The 20,817-nt window shown below is 57.3% G+C and carries 18 protein-coding genes and 2 tRNA genes; 19 read left to right on the forward strand and 1 reads right to left on the reverse strand.

Features of this window, described 5'->3' with window-relative positions; all coding sequences use genetic code 11:
* Positions 1–18: 18 nt before the first annotated feature.
* The 3 genes from carB to ACQRBT_RS27930 are packed head-to-tail and all read left to right on the forward strand — an operon-like array spanning position 19 to position 4,146.
* Positions 19–3,240 (forward strand): carbamoyl-phosphate synthase large subunit, encoded by a 3,222-nt coding sequence (carB, locus tag ACQRBT_RS27920; RefSeq protein WP_198762459.1) that lies wholly within the window; start codon positions 19–21, stop codon positions 3,238–3,240.
* Entirely contained in the window at positions 3,237–3,713 is a 477-nt protein-coding gene (gene greA / locus ACQRBT_RS27925; RefSeq protein WP_060752268.1) for a transcription elongation factor GreA, read from the forward strand. Before carB ends, greA begins: the two co-directional genes overlap by 4 nt.
* 28 nt (positions 3,714–3,741) lie before the next feature.
* Positions 3,742–4,146: a hypothetical protein gene (locus ACQRBT_RS27930; protein WP_060752267.1), complete on the forward strand. Its 405-nt coding sequence runs from the start codon at positions 3,742–3,744 to the stop codon at positions 4,144–4,146.
* A gap of 6 nt (positions 4,147–4,152) precedes the next feature.
* Here ACQRBT_RS27930 and ACQRBT_RS27935 read toward each other — a convergent pair whose 3' ends face one another.
* Positions 4,153–4,461, reverse strand: coding sequence for a YhbY family RNA-binding protein (locus tag ACQRBT_RS27935; protein WP_010206607.1), 309 nt, complete (start codon positions 4,459–4,461; stop codon positions 4,153–4,155).
* A 107-nt stretch (positions 4,462–4,568) separates the two neighbouring features.
* Here ACQRBT_RS27935 and rlmE point away from each other — a divergent pair, with 107 nt between their 5' ends.
* From rlmE to ACQRBT_RS28015, 16 genes are all read left to right on the forward strand, one after another.
* Complete coding sequence (gene rlmE / locus ACQRBT_RS27940) at positions 4,569–5,219, forward strand: 23S rRNA (uridine(2552)-2'-O)-methyltransferase RlmE (protein ID WP_010206606.1); 651 nt, start codon at positions 4,569–4,571, stop codon at positions 5,217–5,219.
* A 200-nt stretch (positions 5,220–5,419) separates the two neighbouring features.
* Complete coding sequence (gene ftsH, locus ACQRBT_RS27945) at positions 5,420–7,330, forward strand: ATP-dependent zinc metalloprotease FtsH (protein ID WP_060752266.1); 1,911 nt, start codon at positions 5,420–5,422, stop codon at positions 7,328–7,330.
* Between the two features lie 8 nt (positions 7,331–7,338).
* Positions 7,339–8,193, forward strand: coding sequence for a dihydropteroate synthase (gene folP, locus ACQRBT_RS27950; protein ID WP_412047032.1), 855 nt, complete (start codon positions 7,339–7,341; stop codon positions 8,191–8,193).
* Between the two features lie 16 nt (positions 8,194–8,209).
* Entirely contained in the window at positions 8,210–9,547 is a 1,338-nt protein-coding gene (gene glmM / locus ACQRBT_RS27955; RefSeq protein ID WP_090365786.1) for a phosphoglucosamine mutase, read from the forward strand.
* Between the two features lie 66 nt (positions 9,548–9,613).
* Positions 9,614–10,369: a triose-phosphate isomerase gene (gene tpiA, locus ACQRBT_RS27960; RefSeq protein WP_090365788.1), complete on the forward strand. Its 756-nt coding sequence runs from the start codon at positions 9,614–9,616 to the stop codon at positions 10,367–10,369.
* 4 nt (positions 10,370–10,373) lie between these two features.
* Positions 10,374–10,757, forward strand: coding sequence for a preprotein translocase subunit SecG (gene secG, locus ACQRBT_RS27965; RefSeq protein ID WP_010206600.1), 384 nt, complete (start codon positions 10,374–10,376; stop codon positions 10,755–10,757).
* Between the two features lie 22 nt (positions 10,758–10,779).
* A tRNA-Leu gene (locus ACQRBT_RS27970) sits at positions 10,780–10,865 on the forward strand.
* A 96-nt stretch (positions 10,866–10,961) separates the two neighbouring features.
* Positions 10,962–11,038: transfer RNA gene (locus ACQRBT_RS27975), tRNA-Met, on the forward strand.
* A 140-nt stretch (positions 11,039–11,178) separates the two neighbouring features.
* The gene (gene rimP, locus ACQRBT_RS27980) at positions 11,179–11,637 is read left to right on the forward strand and encodes a ribosome maturation factor RimP (protein ID WP_060752349.1); all 459 of its coding nucleotides are present in this window, start codon (positions 11,179–11,181) and stop codon (positions 11,635–11,637) included.
* Between the two features lie 47 nt (positions 11,638–11,684).
* Positions 11,685–13,166 (forward strand): transcription termination factor NusA, encoded by a 1,482-nt coding sequence (gene nusA, locus ACQRBT_RS27985; protein ID WP_056854968.1) that lies wholly within the window; start codon positions 11,685–11,687, stop codon positions 13,164–13,166.
* A 26-nt stretch (positions 13,167–13,192) separates the two neighbouring features.
* Positions 13,193–15,712: a translation initiation factor IF-2 gene (gene infB, locus ACQRBT_RS27990; RefSeq protein WP_090365789.1), complete on the forward strand. Its 2,520-nt coding sequence runs from the start codon at positions 13,193–13,195 to the stop codon at positions 15,710–15,712.
* Between the two features lie 159 nt (positions 15,713–15,871).
* Entirely contained in the window at positions 15,872–16,267 is a 396-nt protein-coding gene (rbfA, locus tag ACQRBT_RS27995; protein ID WP_060752261.1) for a 30S ribosome-binding factor RbfA, read from the forward strand.
* Between the two features lie 4 nt (positions 16,268–16,271).
* A complete protein-coding gene (gene truB / locus ACQRBT_RS28000; RefSeq protein ID WP_060752260.1) occupies positions 16,272–17,189 on the forward strand; it encodes a tRNA pseudouridine(55) synthase TruB in 918 nt (305 codons plus the stop codon).
* A 115-nt stretch (positions 17,190–17,304) separates the two neighbouring features.
* Complete coding sequence (rpsO, locus tag ACQRBT_RS28005) at positions 17,305–17,574, forward strand: 30S ribosomal protein S15 (protein ID WP_003177875.1); 270 nt, start codon at positions 17,305–17,307, stop codon at positions 17,572–17,574.
* A gap of 195 nt (positions 17,575–17,769) precedes the next feature.
* On the forward strand, positions 17,770–19,875 hold the full coding sequence (pnp, locus tag ACQRBT_RS28010) for a polyribonucleotide nucleotidyltransferase (protein WP_060752259.1): 2,106 nt from the start codon (positions 17,770–17,772) through the stop codon (positions 19,873–19,875).
* Positions 19,876–20,172: 297 nt separating this feature from the next.
* Positions 20,173–20,772 carry a BON domain-containing protein gene (locus tag ACQRBT_RS28015; RefSeq protein WP_060752258.1) on the forward strand — a complete coding sequence of 200 codons (600 nt, stop codon included), beginning with the start codon at positions 20,173–20,175 and terminating at the stop codon, positions 20,770–20,772.
* Positions 20,773–20,817 lie beyond the last annotated feature (45 nt).

Raw genomic sequence — 20,817 nt, forward strand, 5'->3', positions numbered from 1 at the left:
GATTTGAGTGACAAACCCATGCCAAAACGTACAGACATAAAAAGCATCCTGATTCTCGGCGCCGGCCCGATCGTGATCGGCCAGGCCTGCGAATTCGACTACTCCGGCGCCCAGGCTTGTAAAGCACTGCGCGAAGAGGGTTACCGCGTCATCCTGGTAAACTCCAACCCGGCCACCATCATGACCGACCCGGCCATGGCCGACGCTACCTACATCGAGCCGATCAAGTGGCAGACCGTTGCCAAAATCATCGAGAAGGAGCGTCCGGACGCACTGTTGCCGACCATGGGCGGCCAGACTGCTCTGAACTGCGCCCTGGACCTGGAGCGCGAAGGCGTCCTGGAGAAATTCGGCGTAGAGATGATCGGTGCCAATGCCGACACCATCGACAAAGCTGAAGACCGTTCGCGTTTCGACAAGGCCATGAAGTCCATCGGCCTGGCATGCCCGCGTTCGGGTATCGCCCACAGCATGGAAGAAGCCAATGCGGTCCTCGAGACCCTGGGTTTCCCGTGCATCATCCGTCCATCCTTCACCATGGGTGGCACCGGTGGCGGTATCGCCTACAACCGTGAAGAGTTCGAAGAAATCTGCGCCCGTGGTCTGGACCTGTCGCCGACCAAAGAGCTGCTGATCGATGAATCCCTGATCGGTTGGAAAGAGTACGAGATGGAGGTTGTCCGCGATAAAAAGGACAACTGCATCATCGTCTGCTCTATCGAAAACTTCGACCCGATGGGCGTGCACACCGGTGACTCGATCACCGTGGCTCCGGCACAGACCCTGACCGACAAGGAATACCAGATCCTGCGTAACGCCTCCCTGGCGGTACTGCGCGAGATCGGCGTGGAAACCGGTGGTTCCAACGTACAGTTCGGTATCTGCCCGAACACCGGCCGCATGGTTGTGATCGAAATGAACCCGCGTGTATCGCGTTCGTCGGCCCTGGCTTCGAAAGCCACCGGCTTCCCGATTGCCAAGGTCGCGGCCAAGCTGGCTGTGGGTTACACCCTGGACGAGTTGTCGAACGACATCACCGGCGGCAAGACCCCGGCGTCTTTCGAGCCGTCCATCGACTACGTCGTGACCAAGCTGCCACGTTTTGCTTTCGAAAAATTCGCCAAGGCCGACGCGCGCCTGACCACTCAGATGAAGTCTGTGGGTGAAGTCATGGCCATCGGCCGTACCTTCCAGGAATCCCTGCAGAAAGCCCTGCGCGGCCTGGAAGTGGGCGTTTGCGGCCTGGACGAGAAGCTCGACCTGGCCAGCCCGGAAAGCATGAGCGTGCTCAAGCGCGAGCTGACCGTGCCGGGCGCCGAGCGTATCTGGTACGTGGCTGACGCCTTCCGTGCCGGCATGACCGTTGAAGACATCTTCGGCATGAACATGATCGACCCTTGGTTCCTGGTCCAGATTGAAGATCTGATCAAGGAAGAAGAGAAGGTCAAGACCTTGGGCCTGGCCAGCATCGACCGCGACATGATGTTCCGCCTCAAGCGCAAGGGCTTCTCCGACCAGCGCCTGGCCAAATTGCTGGGTGTGACCGAGAAAAACCTGCGCACTCATCGTCACAAGCTGGAGATCTTCCCGGTCTACAAGCGCGTTGACACCTGTGCTGCCGAGTTCTCCACCGACACCGCCTACCTGTACTCCACCTACGAGGAAGAGTGCGAAGCCGCGCCGTCGGGCCGCGACAAGATCATGATCCTGGGTGGTGGTCCGAACCGTATCGGCCAGGGTATCGAGTTCGACTACTGCTGCGTGCACGCCGCCCTCGCTCTGCGCGAAGACGGTTACGAAACCATCATGGTCAACTGCAACCCGGAAACCGTTTCCACCGACTACGACACCTCCGATCGCCTGTACTTCGAGCCAGTGACCCTGGAAGACGTGCTGGAAATCGTGCGCGTCGAGAAGCCTAAAGGCGTGATCGTCCAGTACGGCGGCCAAACCCCGCTGAAGCTGGCGCGTGCCCTGGAAGCTGCCGGCGTGCCGATCATCGGTACCAGCCCTGATGCCATCGACCGCGCTGAAGACCGTGAGCGCTTCCAGCAGATGGTTGAGCGCCTGAACCTGCGTCAGCCACCCAACGCTACTGTGCGCAGCGAAGACGAAGCGATCCGTGCAGCCAGCAAGATCGGCTACCCGCTGGTGGTGCGTCCGTCCTACGTATTGGGCGGTCGTGCGATGGAAATCGTCTACGAAGAAGAAGAACTCAAGCGTTACCTGCGTGATGCGGTGAAAGTGTCCAACGACAGCCCGGTGCTGCTGGACCACTTCCTCAACTGCGCCATCGAAATGGACGTGGACGCTGTTTGCGACGGCACCGACGTGGTGATCGGCGCGATCATGCAGCACATCGAACAGGCTGGTGTTCACTCCGGTGACTCCGCTTGCTCGCTGCCGCCTTATTCGCTGCCGGTACACATCCAGGACGTGATGCGTGAACAGGTCAAGAAAATGGCCCTGGAGCTGGGTGTAGTCGGCTTGATGAACGTACAGTTGGCGCTGCAAGGCGAGGACATCTACGTCATCGAAGTCAACCCGCGTGCTTCGCGTACCGTACCGTTTGTTTCCAAGTGCATCGGTGTGTCTCTGGCCATGATCGCTGCCCGCGTGATGGCGGGTAAGACCCTGAAGGAAATCGGCTTCACCCAGGAAATCATTCCGAACTTCTACAGCGTGAAAGAGGCGGTGTTCCCATTCGCCAAATTCCCTGGTGTGGACCCGATCCTGGGCCCAGAGATGAAGTCCACCGGTGAAGTGATGGGTGTGGGCGATACCTTCGGTGAGGCGTTCGCCAAGGCCCAGATGGGTGCCAGCGAAGTGCTGCCGACCGGCGGTACTGCGTTTATCAGCGTGCGTGATGATGACAAGCCACTGGTTGCAGGCGTGGCCCGTGATCTGATCAACTTGGGCTTCGAAGTCGTGGCCACTGCCGGGACCGCCAAGCTGATCGAGGCTGCGGGCCTGAAAGTGCGTCGCGTGAACAAGGTGACGGAAGGCCGTCCGCACGTAGTCGACATGATCAAGAATGACGAAGTCACTCTGATCATCAACACCACCGAAGGTCGCCAGTCGATCGCGGACTCTTACTCCATCCGTCGTAACGCCTTGCAGCACAAGATCTACTGCACCACGACTATTGCTGCTGGCGAAGCCATCTGCGAAGCGCTCAAGTTCGGTCCGGAAAAGACCGTGCGTCGCTTGCAGGATCTACACGCAGGATTGAAGGCATGACCAAATACCCCATGACTGTCCAGGGTTTCAAGGCCCTGGAAGAGGAGCACGCCCATCTGACCAAGGTCGTCCGTCCGAAGCTGAGCCAGGACATCGGTACGGCCCGTGAGCTGGGTGACTTGAAAGAGAACGCCGAATACCACGCTGCTCGTGAGCAGCAGGGTATGGTCGAGGCGCGTATTCGCGATATCGAAGGCCGTCTTCAGAACTCGGTGGTTATCGATGTGACGACCATTCCCCATACGGGTAAGGTGATCTTCGGCACCACCGTTGAAATCGCCAACGTCGAGACCGATGAAAGCGTGACTTACCACATCGTGGGTGAGGACGAAGCTGACATCAAGCAGGGCAAGATCTCTGTAGGTTCGCCGATTGCCCGTGCCTTGATTGCCAAGGAAGAGGGTGATGTGGTGGCTGTGAAAACGCCAAGTGGCGTGATCGAGTACGAGATTGTTGAAGTTCGTCACATCTGAAAGACGGCGCCCATTTAGTGTGGGCGCCATGCTTTGGCAGCTCGCCCAGATGCTTTGGGTGGGTGGCCTGTGGCTGTTTCATGTTGGCGTGTTACCGGTGCTGGGCCTGATTGGCCTGGCGCCGTTGCTGATCGATGAGATCGACGGATTGCTCAGTGCGCTGCTGGTGGATTTTGCGGCGGCGTGCGTGACGCTCCAGGTGCTGGTGCTGATCAAGGCCGAAGGCTTGGGGAGTTTATGGCGGGATATTCGCGGCCAACTACTGTTGGTGGCGCTGTATGCATGCGCAATGTTTTGCGTGGTGCATGTATGGTTGCCGGAAGCGTTGCGCTGGCAGCTATTCAGCTATCTTGTGCTAGGGTTCTGCGGGTTGGTGCTGGTTTTACAGCCGGCGCCAGGGTGGAGTGGCGGGGCGCGCGAAGCGCGCCCGTGACCCTTGTTACTTGAAGCGATGAACGTTCGACAATTGCTTGTTGACGCTGAAATTCTTGCGATACAGCAGCGCCATCTTGCCGATGACCTGAACCAGGTCCGCTTTACCGACCTTGCACAGTTCTGCAATGGCGGCCAGGCGTGCTTCGCGATCAAGGATGTTGACCTTGATTTTGATCAGTTCATGATCGTTCAGTGCGCGTTCAAATTCGGCTAACACACCTTCAGTCAAACCGTTGTCTGCCACAATCAGAACTGGTTTCAGATGGTGGCCAATGGATTTGTACTGTTTCTTCTGCTCTTGAGTGAGCGGCATAATCTGACCCCTGCGTCTGATCTTGTAAAAAAGCGGCGGCCAGTTTACCCGAGCGAGTCCGGGACCGCCCAGTTAATCACGACCCGTTTTATTTTTCGAGGTGGCCCGTGGCCCGTTCCAAAACTAGCCTTAAGTGGCTGCAAGAGCATTTCAACGATCCTTACGTCAAAAAGGCGCAAAAGGATGGCTATCGTTCCCGGGCCAGTTACAAGCTGCTGGAGCTCCAGGACAAGGACAAATTGTTTCGCCCCGGCATGAGCGTGATCGACCTCGGGGCTGCCCCGGGTGGCTGGTCCCAGGTGGCCAGTCGTCTGATTGGTGGGCAAGGCCGGTTGATCGCTTCCGACATCCTTGAGATGGACAGCATCCCGGATGTGACCTTCGTGCATGGCGACTTTACCCAGGATGCCGTGCTGGCCGAGATATTGGAGGCTGTGGGAAATTCGCAGGTAGACCTTGTGATTTCCGACATGGCCCCCAATATGAGTGGATTACCGGCTGTTGATATGCCGCGAGCCATGTTTCTCTGCGAGTTGGCACTGGACCTGGCGGGGCGGGTATTGCGTCCGGGTGGTGATTTCCTGGTCAAGGTTTTCCAGGGTGAAGGTTTCGACGAGTACCACAAGAACATCCGCAAGCTGTTCGACAAGGTGCAGATGCGCAAACCAGACTCCTCCCGGGACCGATCTCGCGAGCAGTATCTGTTGGCGCGGGGGTTCCGCGGTATCGAAGGCGCCGCCAGTGATGAGCGTCTTTGAGGTTTTTAAGAGAGCCGATAGGTTTTTTTATATCGCTTTCGTCACGAAGCTTTACGAATATTGTGTAGTCAAAGTTTCACAAAGGGTTACAGACGGCGCCTGCCAGAGTTGTAGGTAATGTAGTAAGTTAGGCCGGTGAATATCATGCGAAGCGCGCGCCAGTAGCGGAGCTTGCTTCAGAGGGTAGTTAATTGAACGATATGGCAAAGAATCTGATCCTGTGGTTGATCATCGCGGCTGTCCTGGTGACGGTGATGAACAACTTCTCCAGCCCTAACGAGCCGCAGACCCTCAACTATTCCGACTTCATCCAGCAAGTTAAGGATGGCAAGGTCGAGCGCGTGGCGGTTGATGGCTACGTGATCACCGGCAAGCGCAACGATGGCGACAGCTTCAAGACCATTCGTCCGGCCATTCAGGATAACGGTCTGATCGGCGACCTGGTGGATAACCACGTGGTTGTCGAAGGCAAGCAGCCTGAACAGCAGAGCATCTGGACTCAACTCCTGGTGGCGAGCTTCCCGATCCTGGTGATTATCGCCGTGTTCATGTTCTTCATGCGCCAGATGCAAGGTGGCGCGGGAGGCAAGGGCGGGCCGATGAGCTTCGGCAAGAGCAAGGCGCGCCTGCTCTCCGAGGACCAAGTGAAAACCACGCTGGCTGACGTTGCCGGTTGCGATGAAGCCAAGGAAGAAGTCGGTGAGCTGGTCGAGTTCCTGCGTGATCCGGGCAAGTTCCAGCGCCTGGGTGGTCGCATCCCTCGTGGCGTGCTGATGGTAGGTCCTCCAGGTACCGGTAAAACCTTGCTCGCCAAGGCGATTGCCGGCGAGGCGAAGGTGCCGTTCTTCACCATTTCCGGTTCCGACTTCGTCGAAATGTTCGTCGGTGTCGGTGCCAGCCGTGTTCGCGATATGTTCGAGCAGGCTAAGAAGCACGCGCCATGCATCATCTTTATCGACGAAATCGACGCCGTTGGTCGCCATCGTGGTGCCGGCATGGGCGGCGGTCATGATGAGCGTGAGCAGACACTCAACCAGTTGCTGGTTGAGATGGATGGCTTTGAGATGAATGACGGCATCATCGTCATTGCCGCGACCAACCGTCCGGACGTGCTGGACCCTGCGCTGTTGCGTCCGGGGCGTTTCGACCGTCAGGTTGTCGTCGGTCTGCCGGATATCCGTGGCCGCGAGCAGATCCTTAAAGTGCACATGCGCAAAGTACCGATGGGCGATGACGTCGCTCCGGCGGTGATTGCCCGTGGTACTCCAGGCTTCTCCGGTGCTGACTTGGCCAACCTGGTGAACGAGGCGTCGTTGTTCGCGGCTCGTACCGGCAAGCGCATCGTCGAAATGAAAGAGTTCGAACTGGCGAAAGACAAGATCATGATGGGCGCAGAGCGCAAAACCATGGTCATGTCCGAAAAAGAGAAGCAGAACACGGCCTATCACGAAGCCGGTCACGCCATTGTCGGTCGCGTTGTGCCTGAGCACGACCCGGTCTACAAGGTATCGATCATTCCTCGTGGCCGAGCGCTGGGTGTCACCATGTTCCTGCCGGAAGAGGATCGTTACAGCCTCTCCAAGCGTGCGTTGATCAGCCAGATCTGCTCGCTGTACGGTGGTCGGATCGCTGAGGAAATGACCCTTGGTTTCGATGGTGTAACCACCGGCGCCTCCAACGACATCATGCGTGCCAGCCAGATTGCGCGGAACATGGTGACCAAGTGGGGCTTGTCGGAAAAACTCGGCCCATTGATGTACGCCGAGGAAGAAGGCGAAGTGTTCCTGGGACGTGGCGGTGGTGGTCAGAATGCCAGCTTCTCCGGCGAGACAGCCAAGCTGATCGACTCCGAAGTGCGCAGCATCATCGACCAGTGCTATGGCACGGCCAAGCAGATCCTGACCGACAATCGCGACAAGCTGGATGCGATGGCTGATGCGCTGATGAAGTATGAAACCATTGATGCCGACCAGATCGACGACATCATGGCCGGGCGCGCACCGCGTGAGCCTCGTGATTGGGAGGGTGGTTCGGGTACCTCGGGCACCCCGCCAGTGGTACAGAATGAGCGCCCTGAAACCCCGATCGGCGGCCCGGCAGCTGACCACTAAGGTTTGAAATGACTTCTGCGTTGTCCTCTACCACCCGGTTGCCTTGCGGCAGCCGGGTTCTTGATTTGGCCCATACTCATGTGATGGGTATTCTTAACGTAACCCCCGACTCCTTTTCCGATGGCGGCCGCTTCTGCCAGTCGGATGCTGCATTGCGTCACGCTGAGGCAATGGTGGTTGCGGGGGCGACGCTGATCGATGTCGGCGGTGAGTCGACTCGGCCTGGTGCTCGCGTGGTTTCTCCATTGGAGGAGTTGGAGCGGGTGGCGCCGATCGTCGAGCGTATTGCACGTGAGCTGGATGTGATCATCTCGGTCGATACATCGACCCCGGCTGTGATGCGCGAAACGGCGCGTTTAGGGGCGGGGCTGATCAATGATGTGCGATCTCTTCAGCGGGATGGCGCACTGGATGCGGCAGCGGCGACCGGTTTGCCGGTCTGCTTGATGCATATGCTGGGGGAGCCCGGCAATATGCAGGACAGTCCTCATTACAATGACTTGGTCGGTGAGGTCAGTGGGTTTCTTGCTGAGCGTATTGCTCAATGTGCCACTGTGGGCATTGCAGCCGAGAAGATCATCCTTGACCCCGGTTTTGGTTTTGCCAAAACGTTACAGCACAATTTGAGTCTGTTTAAGCACATGGAATCCTTGCATGTGCTGGGTCGGCCTTTGTTGGTCGGTGTTTCGCGTAAGAGCATGATAGGGCTGGCCTTGAATCGCCCGGTGGGCGAGCGGCTATATGGCGGTCTTGCGCTTGCAGCGCTCGCAGTGGCCAAGGGCGCGCGTATTTTGCGTGTGCATGACGTCGCAGAGACTGTCGATGTGGTGCGCATGATCGAGGCTGTAGAGTCCGCCAAATAAGAATGATGGAGTATTTATGACTAAAAAGTATTTTGGCACCGACGGCATTCGTGGTCGTGTCGGCGAATTCCCTATTACTCCTGACTTTATGCTGAAGCTAGGTTGGGCGGCAGGTATGGCGTTCCGTAGCATGGGCGCGTGCCGCATCTTGGTAGGCAAGGACACCCGTATTTCGGGCTACATGTTTGAGTCTGCACTGGAGGCCGGTTTGTCCGCCGCAGGTGCCGATGTGATGTTGCTGGGGCCTATGCCGACACCGGCAATCGCTTACCTGACGCGTACATTTCACGCTGAAGCCGGTATCGTGATCAGCGCCTCGCACAATCCTCATGATGACAATGGCATCAAGTTTTTCTCGGGGCAGGGCACGAAGCTGCCGGACGAGATCGAGTTGATGATTGAAGAGTTGCTGGACGCGCCAATGACGGTGGTCGAATCCAGCAAGCTGGGTAAGGTATCGCGTATCAACGACGCCTCCGGCCGTTACATCGAGTTTTGCAAGAGCAGCGTACCCACCAGTACCAATTTCGCTGGGCTGAAGATTGTTGTGGACTGCGCTCATGGGGCTACCTATAAGGTAGCGCCAAGCGTGTTCAAGGAGTTGGGCGCTGATGTGACGGTGCTGTCGGCCCAGCCCAACGGTTTGAACATCAATGAAAACTGTGGCTCCACCCACATGGGACAGCTGCAGGCCGCAGTTCTTGCGGAGCATGCTGACCTGGGGATCGCTTTTGACGGTGATGGCGACCGGGTTCTGATGGTGGACCACACCGGTGCGGTGGTCGATGGTGATGACCTGTTGTTCATCATTGCTCGCGACCTGCATGAGCGTAATAAGCTGCAAGGGGGGGTCGTCGGTACGCTGATGAGCAACCTTGGCTTGGAATTGGCACTGGCGGATCTGGGAATTCCCTTCGTGCGGGCCAACGTGGGGGATCGCTATGTCATCGCCGAGTTGCTTGAGCGCAACTGGCAGGTGGGTGGTGAGAACTCCGGGCACGTGGTCTGCTTCCATCACACCACCACGGGTGATGCGATTATTGCGGCCTTGCAGGTTTTGCTGTCCCTGCGCCGTCGTGATGAGAGCCTGGCTCAAGCGCGTCAGGCTCTGCGCAAGTGCCCGCAGGTTTTGCTCAATGTGCGTTTCGCTGGGGGTGAAAACCCAATCGAACACCCTTCTGTCAAGGAGGCTTGCGAGCGCGTGACCCTGGCGATGGCGGGGCGTGGCCGTGTGCTGCTGCGTAAGTCCGGCACAGAGCCTCTGGTGCGCGTTATGGTCGAGGGTGACGATGAAAATCAGGTCCGCGGCCATGCCGAAGACCTGGCAAAACTGGTAACTGAAGTTTGCGGCTGAATTCGGCTTGCCAGTGAGGGTGTGGTTGGGTAACATCTGCGCCCACTTTGACCGACGGGGTACAGCATGCGTCGCACTATGGTAGCTGGTAACTGGAAGATGCACGGTACCCGCGCCAGTGTCGCTGAGCTGATCAATGGCCTTCGTCACCTGGCCTTGCCTAGCGGTGTTGATGTTGCGGTTTTCCCGCCTTGCTTGCATATCAATCAAGTGATTGAAGGCTTGAAGGGCAAGTCGATTCAGGTCGGCGCGCAGAACTCTGCGGTGGAGCCCATGCAAGGTGCGTTGACCGGCGAGATATCGCCGAGTCAGCTGGTTGATGCGGGTTGTTCCTATGTGCTTGTCGGGCACTCCGAGCGTCGTCAGATGATGGGCGAGCGTGATGGGACACTCAATCGCAAGTTCGCCGCCGCACAGGCTTGTGGCTTGGTTCCGGTGTTGTGCATAGGGGAGACCCTTGAGCAGCGCGAATCGGGCAAGACTCTTGAGGTTGTCTCGCGTCAGCTGGGCAGCATCATCGAGGAGCTGGGTGTTGGTGCATTTGCAAAGGCGGTAATTGCTTACGAGCCGGTCTGGGCCATTGGCACCGGGCTGACTGCTACGCCGCAACAAGCGCAGGATGTGCACGCAGCCATTCGCGCACAGTTGGCGGCAGAGAATTCTGAAGTTGCACAAGGTGTGCGTCTTCTATACGGCGGCAGCGTGAAGGCGGCCAATGCGGTCGAACTGTTCGGCATGCCGGATATCGATGGGGGGCTCATTGGTGGAGCTTCCCTGAATGCAGATGAGTTCGGTGCGATTTGTCGCGCCGCGGGAAACTGAAAAAATGCTGGAAACAGTCGTAGTCGTTTTTCATCTGTTGGCTGCCCTGGGCGTAGTTGCCCTGGTTTTGTTGCAACAGGGTAAAGGTGCGGATGCTGGTGCGTCTTTCGGTGCAGGTGCTTCAAATACTGTGTTCGGAAGCCAAGGTTCCTCTACCTTTCTTAGTAAGTTTACTGCTATACTTGCCGCAGGTTTCTTCATAACCAGCTTAGGGTTAGGTTACTTTGCTAAAGAGAAAGCTCATGTGCTGACTCAAGTAGGTCTCCCAAATCCGGCAGTGTTGGAAGTACCAAAAGCAAAACCGGCTTCTGATGATGTCCCGGTGCTTCAAGAGCAAAAGTCGGCTACTCCAGCGACTGACGTACCTCCAGCTCAAGAGCAGAAGTAAGAAGGGTTGTAAACGCTGTATTGCCGAGGTGGTGGAATTGGTAGACACGCAACCTTGAGGTGGTTGTGCCCATAGGGTGTAGGGGTTCGAGTCCCCTTCTCGGTACCAATTATCAGGAGAGCCCGCTGTTGCGGGCTTTCTTGTAGGTGGAAGGTTACATTGACCCTGTAAGGGATCGGTCGTATACTTCCGCCCCAGCTTTGTCGCGGGGTGGAGCAGTCTGGTAGCTCGTCGGGCTCATAACCCGAAGGTCGTCGGTTCAAATCCGGCCCCCGCAACCAGTTTTAGCGGAGCCCCTTTTAAGGGGCTTTTTGTTAGCTGGACACTTTCAACGCCGCTGTTCGACGGCGTTTCAAGGATGGGCGTTTCGCCCATTTTTTTATTTTGCACAGCATGCACATACATGCACGAGGGGGTTCAGGTGTCGAGCAAGCTAGAAGAGTTGCAGGCCTTGTTGGCCCCGGTGGTCGTGGCCCTAGGCTATGAATGCTGGGGTATTGAGTTTTCGGCTCAAGGTCGCCACTCAATGTTGCGCGTTTATATCGATAAAGAGGGCGGCGTGCTGGTGGACGATTGTGCCATTGTCAGCCGTCAGCTCAGCGGTGTGCTGGATGTTGAAGATCCGATCTCCGTTGAATACACCCTCGAAGTTTCCTCGCCAGGCATGGAACGCCCACTGTTCACTATTGAGCAGTTTGCAAAATTTGCCGGTGAACAAGTGAAGATCAGGCTGCGATCTCCCTTTGAAGGGCGACGCAACTTTCAGGGCCTTCTGCGCGGTGTAGAAGAGCAGGATGTCGTGGTGCAGGTAGAAGACCATGAGTTCCTGTTGCCGATCGATATGATCGACAAGGCCAACATTATTCCCAGTTTTGACTGAGACGCGGATCCCGCGGATCCAATGGCTTGCGAAAGGCGAGGCGTACGATGAGCAAAGAAGTACTGCTGGTTGTTGAGTCGGTATCCAATGAAAAGGGCGTACCGGCAAACGTGATTTTTGAAGCGCTGGAGCTGGCCCTGGCCACTGCGACCAAAAAGCGTTTTGAAGACGAAGTTGATCTGCGTGTGGAAATCAACCGCCACACCGGTGCCTATGAGACTTTCCGTCGTTGGACGGTCGTCGAAGAGGCCGATCTTGATGATCCGGCCATCGAAACCTGGCCAAGCAAGGTTGCCGAAACGCATCCTGGTGCCAAGGTCGGTGATGTCGTCGAAGAAAAGATCGAATCGATCGAATTCGGCCGTATTGCTGCACAGACCGCCAAGCAGGTCATCGTGCAGAAGGTTCGCGAAGCCGAGCGCGCTCAAGTCGTTGACGCTTATCGCGAGCGCCTGGGTGAAATCATCTCCGGCACCGTGAAAAAAGTGACTCGTGACAACGTGATCGTTGACCTGGGCAACAACGCCGAAGCGTTGCTGGCCCGCGAAGACATCATCTCTCGCGAAACCTTCCGTGTCGGCGTGCGTCTGCGTGCGCTGCTCAAGGAAATCCGCACCGAGAACCGCGGCCCTCAGTTGATCCTGTCGCGTACCGCGCCGGAAATGCTGATCGAGCTGTTCCGTATCGAAGTGCCGGAAATTGCCGAAGGCCTGATCGAAGTCATGGCTGCGTCCCGAGACCCGGGTTCGCGCGCCAAGATCGCGGTCCGTTCCAAGGACAAACGCATCGACCCGCAAGGCGCTTGCATTGGTATGCGCGGTTCGCGTGTCCAGGCAGTGTCGGGCGAATTGGGCGGTGAGCGTGTGGATATCGTTCTGTGGGACGATAACCCGGCGCAGTTCGTGATCAATGCCATGTCGCCGGCTGAAGTGGCGGCAATTATCGTTGACGAAGATGCCCATGCAATGGACATCGCTGTCGGCGCAGACAATCTGGCTCAGGCCATTGGTCGTGGTGGTCAGAACGTGCGTCTGGCGAGCCAACTGACCGGTTGGACCCTGAACGTGATGACCGAATCGGACATCCAGGCTAAGCAGCAAGCTGAAACCGGTGACATCCTGCGCAACTTCATCGAAGAGCTTGAAGTCGATGAAGAACTGGCTCAGGTGCTGGTAGATGAAGGTTTCACCAGCCTGGAAGAGATTGCCTACGTACCGTTGGAAGAAATGCTCAACATCGACGGCTTTGACGAGGACATCGTCAACGAGCTTCGCGCTCGGGCCAAGGATCGTTTGTTGACTAAAGCCATCGCTACTGAGGAAAAGCTGGCAGACGCCCATCCGGCCGAAGACCTGCTCTCGCTTGAGGGTATGGACAAGGATTTGGCGATGGAACTGGCGGTGCGCGGCGTAATTACCCGCGAAGACCTGGCCGAGCAGTCTATTGACGATCTGCTCGACATCGACGGCATTGACGATGATCGTGCCGGCAAGTTGATCATGGCCGCCCGAGCCCATTGGTTCGAGTAATAGGCGCGGCCTGAGGAGAGAAGTGCATGACGCAAGTCACGGTGAAACAACTGGCCGATGAGGTCAAAACACCGGTAGAGCGCCTGTTGCAGCAGATGCGTGAGGCAGGTCTGCCGCACACCGCCGCCGATGAAGGTGTGAGCGACAGTGAGAAGCAGTCTTTGCTGACTCACTTGAAGAGCAGCCACAAGGCGAAAGTGGAAGAACCGCGCAAGATTACATTGCAGCGCAAAACCACCAGCACCTTGCGTGTTGCTGGTAGCAAAAGCATCAGCGTTGAAGTACGCAAGAAGAAAGTCTTCGTACAGCGCAGCCCGGAAGAAATCGAAGCCGAGCGCAAACGCGAGCTGGAAGAACGTCGCGCAGTAGAAAATGCTGCTCGCCAGAAGGCTGAAGAAGAAGCCAAGCGTCGCGCCGAAGAAGAAGCGCGTCGCCAGCCTGCGGCTGTGCAACCTGCCGCCGAAGCGGTTGCCGCACCTAGCGCGCCTGTTGAGGCTGTACGTGAGACCGCTCCGGTTGCCGCTGCACCTGCGCCTGCAGCAGAGCGCAAGCGTGACGAACCTCGTCGTCCGGACAAGCCACGTGCCGACGATAACAATCGTCGCGGTGGCGGCGGCGATGGTGAGCGTAAAAACGCTCCACATCGCGCTTCGGTCAAAGAGAAAGCCCCTGCTCCACGCGTTGCCCCGCGTACCACTGACGAAGAAAGCGATGGCTTCCGTCGTGGTGGCCGCGGCAAGGCCAAGCTGAAAAAACGCAACGCCCACGGTTTCCAGAGCCCAACCGGCCCTGTCGTGCGTGAAGTGAAGATCGGCGAGACCATCACTGTGGGCGATCTCGCCCAACAGATGTCGGTCAAGGCTGCTGAAATCATCAAGTTCATGTTCAAGCTGGGTACTCCGGCCACCATCAACCAGGTACTGGATCAGGAAACTGCCCAACTGGTTGCTGAAGAGCTGGGCCACAAGGTGACCCTGGTCAGCGACACTGCCCTGGAAGATTCCCTGGCCGAGTCCCTGAAGTTTGAAGGTGAGGCGGTTTCCCGTGCGCCGGTTGTGACCGTAATGGGCCACGTTGACCACGGTAAGACTTCCCTGCTCGACTACATCCGTCGTGCCAAGGTGGCTGCTGGCGAAGCCGGCGGTATCACCCAGCACATCGGTGCGTACCACGTTGAAACCGACCGTGGCATGGTGACCTTCCTCGACACCCCTGGCCACGCCGCGTTTACCGCGATGCGTGCCCGTGGTGCCAAGGCGACTGACATCGTGATCCTGGTGGTTGCAGCCGATGACGGCGTGATGCCACAAACCATCGAGGCTGTTCAGCACGCTCAGGCGGCTGGCGTGCCACTGGTGGTTGCCGTGAACAAAATCGACAAGCCGGGCGCTGATCTCGATCGCATCCGTAGCGAATTGTCGGTTCATGGCGTGACGTCCGAAGAGTGGGGTGGCGACACTCCATTCGTACCAGTTTCCGCGAAGATGGGTACTGGCGTTGACGAACTGCTCGAAGCCGTTCTGTTGCAAGCCGAGGTTCTGGAACTGACCGCTACGCCTTCGGCCCCAGGCCGTGGTGTGGTGGTTGAATCGCGTCTCGACAAGGGCCGTGGCCCGGTTGCCACCGTTCTGGTTCAAGACGGTACCCTGCGCCAAGGCGACATGGTGCTGGTCGGTTCGAACTACGGCCGTGTACGTGCCATGCTCGACGAGAACGGCAAGCCAATCAAGGAAGCCGGCCCGGCTATCCCGGTCGAAATCCTCGGCTTGGACGGTACTCCGGACGCTGGCGACGAGATGAGCGTGGTTGCCGACGAGAAGAAAGCCCGTGAAGTGGCTCTGTTCCGTCAAGGCAAGTTCCGCGAAGTCAAACTGGCTCGCGCTCACGCCGGCAAGCTCGAAAACATCTTCGAGAACATGGGCCAGGAAGAGAAGAAGACGCTTAACATCGTCCTCAAGTCTGACGTACGTGGTTCCCTCGAAGCGTTGAACGGCGCCTTGAACGGCCTGGGTAACGACGAAGTGCAAGTGCGTGTCGTCGGTGGCGGTGTCGGTGGTATCACCGAGTCCGACGCCAACCTGGCACTGGCTTCCAACGCTGTACTGTTCGGCTTCAACGTGCGTGCCGATGCCGGCGCTCGCAAGATCGTCGAGCAGGAAGGCCTGGACATGCGTTACTACAACGTCATCTACGACATCATCGAAGACGTCAAGAAAGCCCTCACCGGCATGCTTGGCAGTGACGTCCGCGAGAACATCCTGGGTATCGCCGAAGTGCGTGATGTGTTCCGCTCGCCTAAATTCGGCGCGGTCGCTGGCTGCATGGTTGTCGAAGGCACCGTGTACCGTAACCGTCCGATCCGTGTACTGCGTGAAGACATCGTTATCTTCGAAGGGGAGCTGGAATCCCTGCGCCGCTTCAAGGATGACGCTTCCGAAGTACGTGCCGGCATGGAGTGCGGTATCGGCGTCAAGAGCTACAACGACGTCAAGGTTGGCGACAAGATCGAAGTCTTCGAGAAGGTTCAGGTTGCTCGCAGCCTCTAACTCGCGCACTTCAGGAGCCACGCAGCGTGTGGGCATGCAGATGCCCAACACCGCGTACGGACTCTAAACGCAACGCCCGGTCTGGCTTTTGTCAGGCCGGGCGTTTGCCGCTTTCAGACCCCACGGGTTTCACCGTGTGGCAGTAACAGGTAACAAGACATGGCAAAAGAATACAGCCGTACCCAGCGTATCGGCGATCAGATGCAGCGCGAGCTGGCCCAACTGATCCGTCGCGAAGTCAAAGACCCACGCGTTGGCCTGGTTACCATCACCGCAGTTGAAGTGAGCCGTGACGTCGGGCACGCCAAGATCTTCATCACCGTGATGGGCCAAGACAGCAGCGAAGAAATTGCGCAAAGCATCAAGGTGCTCAACTCCGCCGCAGGGTTCCTGCGCATGCAGTTGGCCCGTGAAATGAAGCTGCGCAGCGTTCCTCAGTTGCACTTCCACTACGACGAAAGCGTCGTGCGTGGTGCGCACCTGTCGGCCCTGATCGAACGTGCCGTGGCTGAAGACAGCCAGCATTCGTCCACACCTGAAGACGCCAAGGAGTAAGCGGGTGGCTCAGGTCAAACGTATCCGTCGCAACGTCAGCGGCATCATTCTGCTCGACAAGCCCATTGGCTTTACTTCCAATGCCGCGTTGCAGAAGGTCCGCTGGCTGCTCAATGCCGAGAAGGCCGGGCACACCGGCAGCCTCGATCCCCTGGCCACCGGCGTGCTGCCGTTGTGCTTTGGCGAGGCCACCAAGTTCTCGCAATACTTGCTCGACTCCGACAAGGGTTACGAAACCCTGATGCAACTGGGCAAGACCACCACCACGGCCGATGCCGAAGGTGATGTCTTGCAGGTTCGTGACGTGACCGTTGGTCGTGCTGATATCGAGGCCGCTTTACCCGCTTTTCGTGGGGAAATCAGTCAGATACCGCCGATGTACTCGGCGCTCAAGCGTGATGGGCAGCCTCTTTACAAGTTGGCACGTGCCGGTGAAGTAGTGGAGCGCGAACCGCGTTCTGTTACTATTAGCCGCTTGGAATTGCTCGCCTGCGAAGGCGATACCGCTCGTTTGGCGGTGGACTGCAGCAAAGGCACCTATATCCGTACCCTGGTGGAAGATATTGGTGAAAAGCTCGGTTGCGGCGCGTACGTTGCAGAACTGCGACGCACGCAGGCCGGACCTTTCAGCCTGGCGCAGACCGTAACGCTGGAGGAGTTGGAAGCCGTACACGCCGAAGGCGGCAACGAAGCGGTTGATCGCTTCCTCATGCCATCGGACAGCGGTTTGCAGGATTGGCCATTGCTGCACTTTTCGGAGCACAGCGCGTTCTACTGGCTCAACGGCCAGCCGGTACGTGCCCCGGACGCTCCGAAGTTCGGTATGGTGCGGGTACAGGATCATAACGGTCGCTTTATCGGTATCGGTGAAGTGAGCGAAGACGGGCGCATCGCGCCACGTCGACTGATTCGGTCAGAATGACCGGACGAGGGTGGCTGTTAACAGGCACGGTCACTTCTCATTTTTAGATACAGGGATTTGTCCCTGGCCTGTTGAGATCACCTTTGGGTGGTTTCCTGAAAAAAAGGATTGCCTCATGGCTCTCGACGTTCAAGAAAAAGCACAAATCGTAGCTGACTATCAGCAAGCTGTTGGTGACACTGGTTCGCCAGAAGTGCAAGTTGCACTGCTGACCCACAACATCAACAAGCTGCAAGGTCACTTCAAGGCCAACGGTAAAGATCACCACTCCCGTCGTGGTCTGATCCGCATGGTAAACCAGCGCCGTAAGCTGCTGGACTACCTGAAAGGCAAGGATCTGGGTCGTTATCAGACTCTGATCGGTCGCCTGGGTCTGCGTCGCTAATAAGCGATTGCGCTAGAGGTTGGTTGTCTGCCGTGTGCCAGTGGGTTTCCCGCTGGCCCATGGCAGGCTCCCAGCCTCAAGTTTTATCTGGATACACGTTTTACCCTGGACTAGAGTCGGGCCGATTCCCGGCATTGCCCAAGAATTTCGCAAGAAGACACGTTCCCCCAAGAGCCACAAAGAAGGTAGGACACCGTGAACCCGGTTATCAAAAAATTCCAGTTCGGTCAGTCGACCGTTACCCTCGAGACAGGCCGTATCGCCCGTCAAGCCTCCGGCGCAGTGCTGGTTACCGTTGACGACGACGTCACCGTATTGGTGACCGTTGTAGGTGCCAAGACCGCTGACCCGAGCAAAGGCTTTTTCCCTCTGTCCGTTCACTACCAGGAAAAGACTTACGCTGCCGGTAAGATTCCTGGCGGTTTCTTCAAGCGTGAAGGCCGTCCTTCCGAGAAAGAAACCCTGACTTCCCGACTGATCGACCGTCCGATCCGTCCGCTGTTCCCAGAAGGCTTCATGAACGAAGTGCAGGTTGTCTGCACCGTCGTTTCCACCAGCAAGAAGACCGATCCGGACATCGCTGCGATGATCGGTACCTCGGCGGCCCTGGCCATCTCCGGCATTCCTTTCGATGGTCCGATCGGCGCTGCCCGCGTTGCATTCCACGAAAGCACCGGCTACCTGCTGAACCCGACTTACGAACAACTGAAAGCTTCGAGCCTGGACATGGTCGTTGCCGGTACTTCGGAAGCCGTGTTGATGGTTGAATCGGAAGCCAAAGAGCTGACCGAAGACCAGATGCTGGGCGCTGTACTGTTTGCCCACGACGAGTTCCAGGCTGTCATCAAGGCCGTCACCGAGCTGGCTGCCGAAGCTGCCAAGCCAACCTGGACCTGGGCTCCACAAGCTGAAGCGACTGAACTGCTGAGCGCTATCCGCTCCGAGTTCGGTGCTGCGATCTCCGATGCCTACACCATCACCGTCAAGGCCGACCGTTACGCTCGCCTGGGCGAACTGAAGGACCAGGTTGTGGCCAAGCTGTCCGGTGAAGAAGGCCAGCCTTCCGCCAGCGACGTCAAAGCTGCATTCGGTGAAATCGAATACCGTACCGTTCGCGAAAACATCGTTAACGGCAAGCCACGTATCGACGGCCGTGACACTCGCACCGTACGTCCGCTGAACATCGAAGTCGGCGTTCTGCCTAAAACCCACGGTTCGGCTCTGTTCACCCGTGGTGAAACCCAGGCCCTGGTAGTCGCGACTCTGGGTACTGCCCGTGACGCACAGCTGCTGGACACCCTGGAAGGCGAGAAAAAAGACCCGTTCATGCTGCACTACAACTTCCCTCCGTTCTCGGTGGGCGAGTGCGGTCGCATGGGTGGTGCTGGTCGTCGCGAAATCGGTCACGGCCGCCTGGCGCGCCGTTCGGTTCAGGCCATGCTGCCTGCTGCTGACGTGTTCCCGTACACCATCCGTGTTGTGTCGGAAATCACTGAATCCAACGGTTCCAGCTCGATGGCTTCCGTTTGCGGTGCTTCCCTGGCATTGATGGACGCTGGTGTGCCGATGAAGGCGCCGGTTGCCGGTATCGCCATGGGCCTGGTCAAAGAAGGCGAGAAGTTCGCCATCCTGACCGACATCCTGGGTGACGAAGACCACCTGGGCGACATGGACTTCAAAGTAGCCGGTACCGCCAAAGGTGTGACCGCGTTGCAGATGGACATCAAGATCAAAGGCATCACCGAAGAGATCATGGAAATCGCCCTGGGCCAAGCCCTGGAAGCGCGCCTGAATATCCTCGGCCAGATGAACCAGATCATTGGTCAGTCGCGTACCGAACTGTCGGAAAACGCTCCGACCATGATCGCGATGAAAATCGACACCGACAAAATCCGTGATGTCATCGGTAAAGGCGGCGCGACTATTCGTGCGATCTGTGAAGAAACCAAGGCTTCGATCGACATCGAAGACGACGGCTCGATCAAGATCTTCGGCGAAACCAAGGAAGCGGCTGAAGCTGCACGTCAGCGCGTTCTGGGCATCACCGCCGAGGCCGAGATCGGCAAGATCTACGTCGGTAAAGTTGAGCGCATCGTCGACTTCGGCGCATTCGTCAACATCCTGCCGGGCAAAGACGGTCTGGTACACATCTCCATGCTGAGCGATGCTCGTGTCGAGAAAGTGACCGACATTCTGAAAGAAGGCCAGGAAGTGGAAGTGCTGGTACTGGACGTGGACAACCGCGGCCGTATCAAGCTGTCCATCAAGGACGTAGCAGCAGCCAAGGCGTCGGGCGTTTAACCACCCAGCCTTAGCGCTAAGCTGAAAAAAGGACTCTCAGGAGTCCTTTTTTATGCGCGTGGGAAAAGGTCAGGAAATCAGGCGCTTAGTAAATCCTGAAACCCGCAACTTGCATGCAGGCCTGAGTGACTTCATGCAAGTTGCACGATTTCGAAAAAAGCCTGATTTCATAAGTTATTGTTTTATAAAGAATTAATCTGGCATCAAGAATTGGCATACTGCCTGCAATAACCCTGTTAACACTGCAGCATCAAGGTTTATGCGCTGCAGACTTTCAATAAAACAGGAGTTACTCGTATGAAGAAGTTCGCTCTCGCTACTGCTACCGCTCTGACCCTGGCCATGGGTGCTAACGTAGCCTTTGCTCAGACTTCCCAAGCCCCTATGACTTTGGCGGCCGGTGAAATGACCAAGGCTAAAGAGTCTACTTCGGACACCTGGATCACCACCAAAGTGAAAGCTGATCTGCTGACCGAGAAAGGTATTCCTGGTTCGGATATCAAGGTTGAAACCAACAAAGGCGTGGTTTCCCTGTCCTCCGAAGTCGCTATCTCGGACTCGCAGAAAGCGACCGCTGTAGCCATTACCAAGAAAATCAAAGGTGTAACCGCTGTTTCTGCTGATGGCCTGCTGGCAGGCGGCGCAGTTAAAGCTGACAACATCGACAAAGCCAAGACCAGCACCTCGGATACCTGGATTACTACCAAAGTTAAATCCGACCTGGTTACCGAAAAAGGTATTCCTGGTACCGACATCAAAGTCGAAACCAACCACGGCGTAGTATCGCTGTCGTCCACTGCCGCTCTGACCCAAGCGCAGAAAGAGACTGCAGTAGCGATTACCAAGAAAATCAAAGGCGTTAAATCTGTATCGGCTGATGGTCTTACCGTTCAGTAACGCTTGAGGAATCGTCTGAACTAGGCGGCGGCGGCGCGTGAGTTA

It is taken from the genome of Pseudomonas sp. R19M (assembly GCF_050312585.1).
GTDB lineage: Bacteria > Pseudomonadota > Gammaproteobacteria > Pseudomonadales > Pseudomonadaceae > Aquipseudomonas > Aquipseudomonas palleroniana.

Coding starts and splice junctions, on each gene's coding strand:
- secG (WP_010206600.1), top strand. CDS start 10,374: ATGCTGGAAACAGTCGTAGTCGTTTTTCATCTGTTGGCTGCCCTGGGC.
- nusA (WP_056854968.1), top strand. CDS start 11,685: ATGAGCAAAGAAGTACTGCTGGTTGTTGAGTCGGTATCCAATGAAAAG.
- carB (WP_198762459.1), top strand. CDS start 19: ATGCCAAAACGTACAGACATAAAAAGCATCCTGATTCTCGGCGCCGGC.
- ACQRBT_RS28015 (WP_060752258.1), top strand. CDS start 20,173: ATGAAGAAGTTCGCTCTCGCTACTGCTACCGCTCTGACCCTGGCCATG.
- rpsO (WP_003177875.1), top strand. CDS start 17,305: ATGGCTCTCGACGTTCAAGAAAAAGCACAAATCGTAGCTGACTATCAG.
- folP (WP_412047032.1), top strand. CDS start 7,339: ATGACTTCTGCGTTGTCCTCTACCACCCGGTTGCCTTGCGGCAGCCGG.
- infB (WP_090365789.1), top strand. CDS start 13,193: ATGACGCAAGTCACGGTGAAACAACTGGCCGATGAGGTCAAAACACCG.
- greA (WP_060752268.1), top strand. CDS start 3,237: ATGACCAAATACCCCATGACTGTCCAGGGTTTCAAGGCCCTGGAAGAG.
- ACQRBT_RS27935 (WP_010206607.1), bottom strand. CDS start 4,461: ATGCCGCTCACTCAAGAGCAGAAGAAACAGTACAAATCCATTGGCCAC.
- rbfA (WP_060752261.1), top strand. CDS start 15,872: ATGGCAAAAGAATACAGCCGTACCCAGCGTATCGGCGATCAGATGCAG.
- ACQRBT_RS27930 (WP_060752267.1), top strand. CDS start 3,742: ATGCTTTGGCAGCTCGCCCAGATGCTTTGGGTGGGTGGCCTGTGGCTG.
- ftsH (WP_060752266.1), top strand. CDS start 5,420: ATGGCAAAGAATCTGATCCTGTGGTTGATCATCGCGGCTGTCCTGGTG.
- glmM (WP_090365786.1), top strand. CDS start 8,210: ATGACTAAAAAGTATTTTGGCACCGACGGCATTCGTGGTCGTGTCGGC.
- tpiA (WP_090365788.1), top strand. CDS start 9,614: ATGCGTCGCACTATGGTAGCTGGTAACTGGAAGATGCACGGTACCCGC.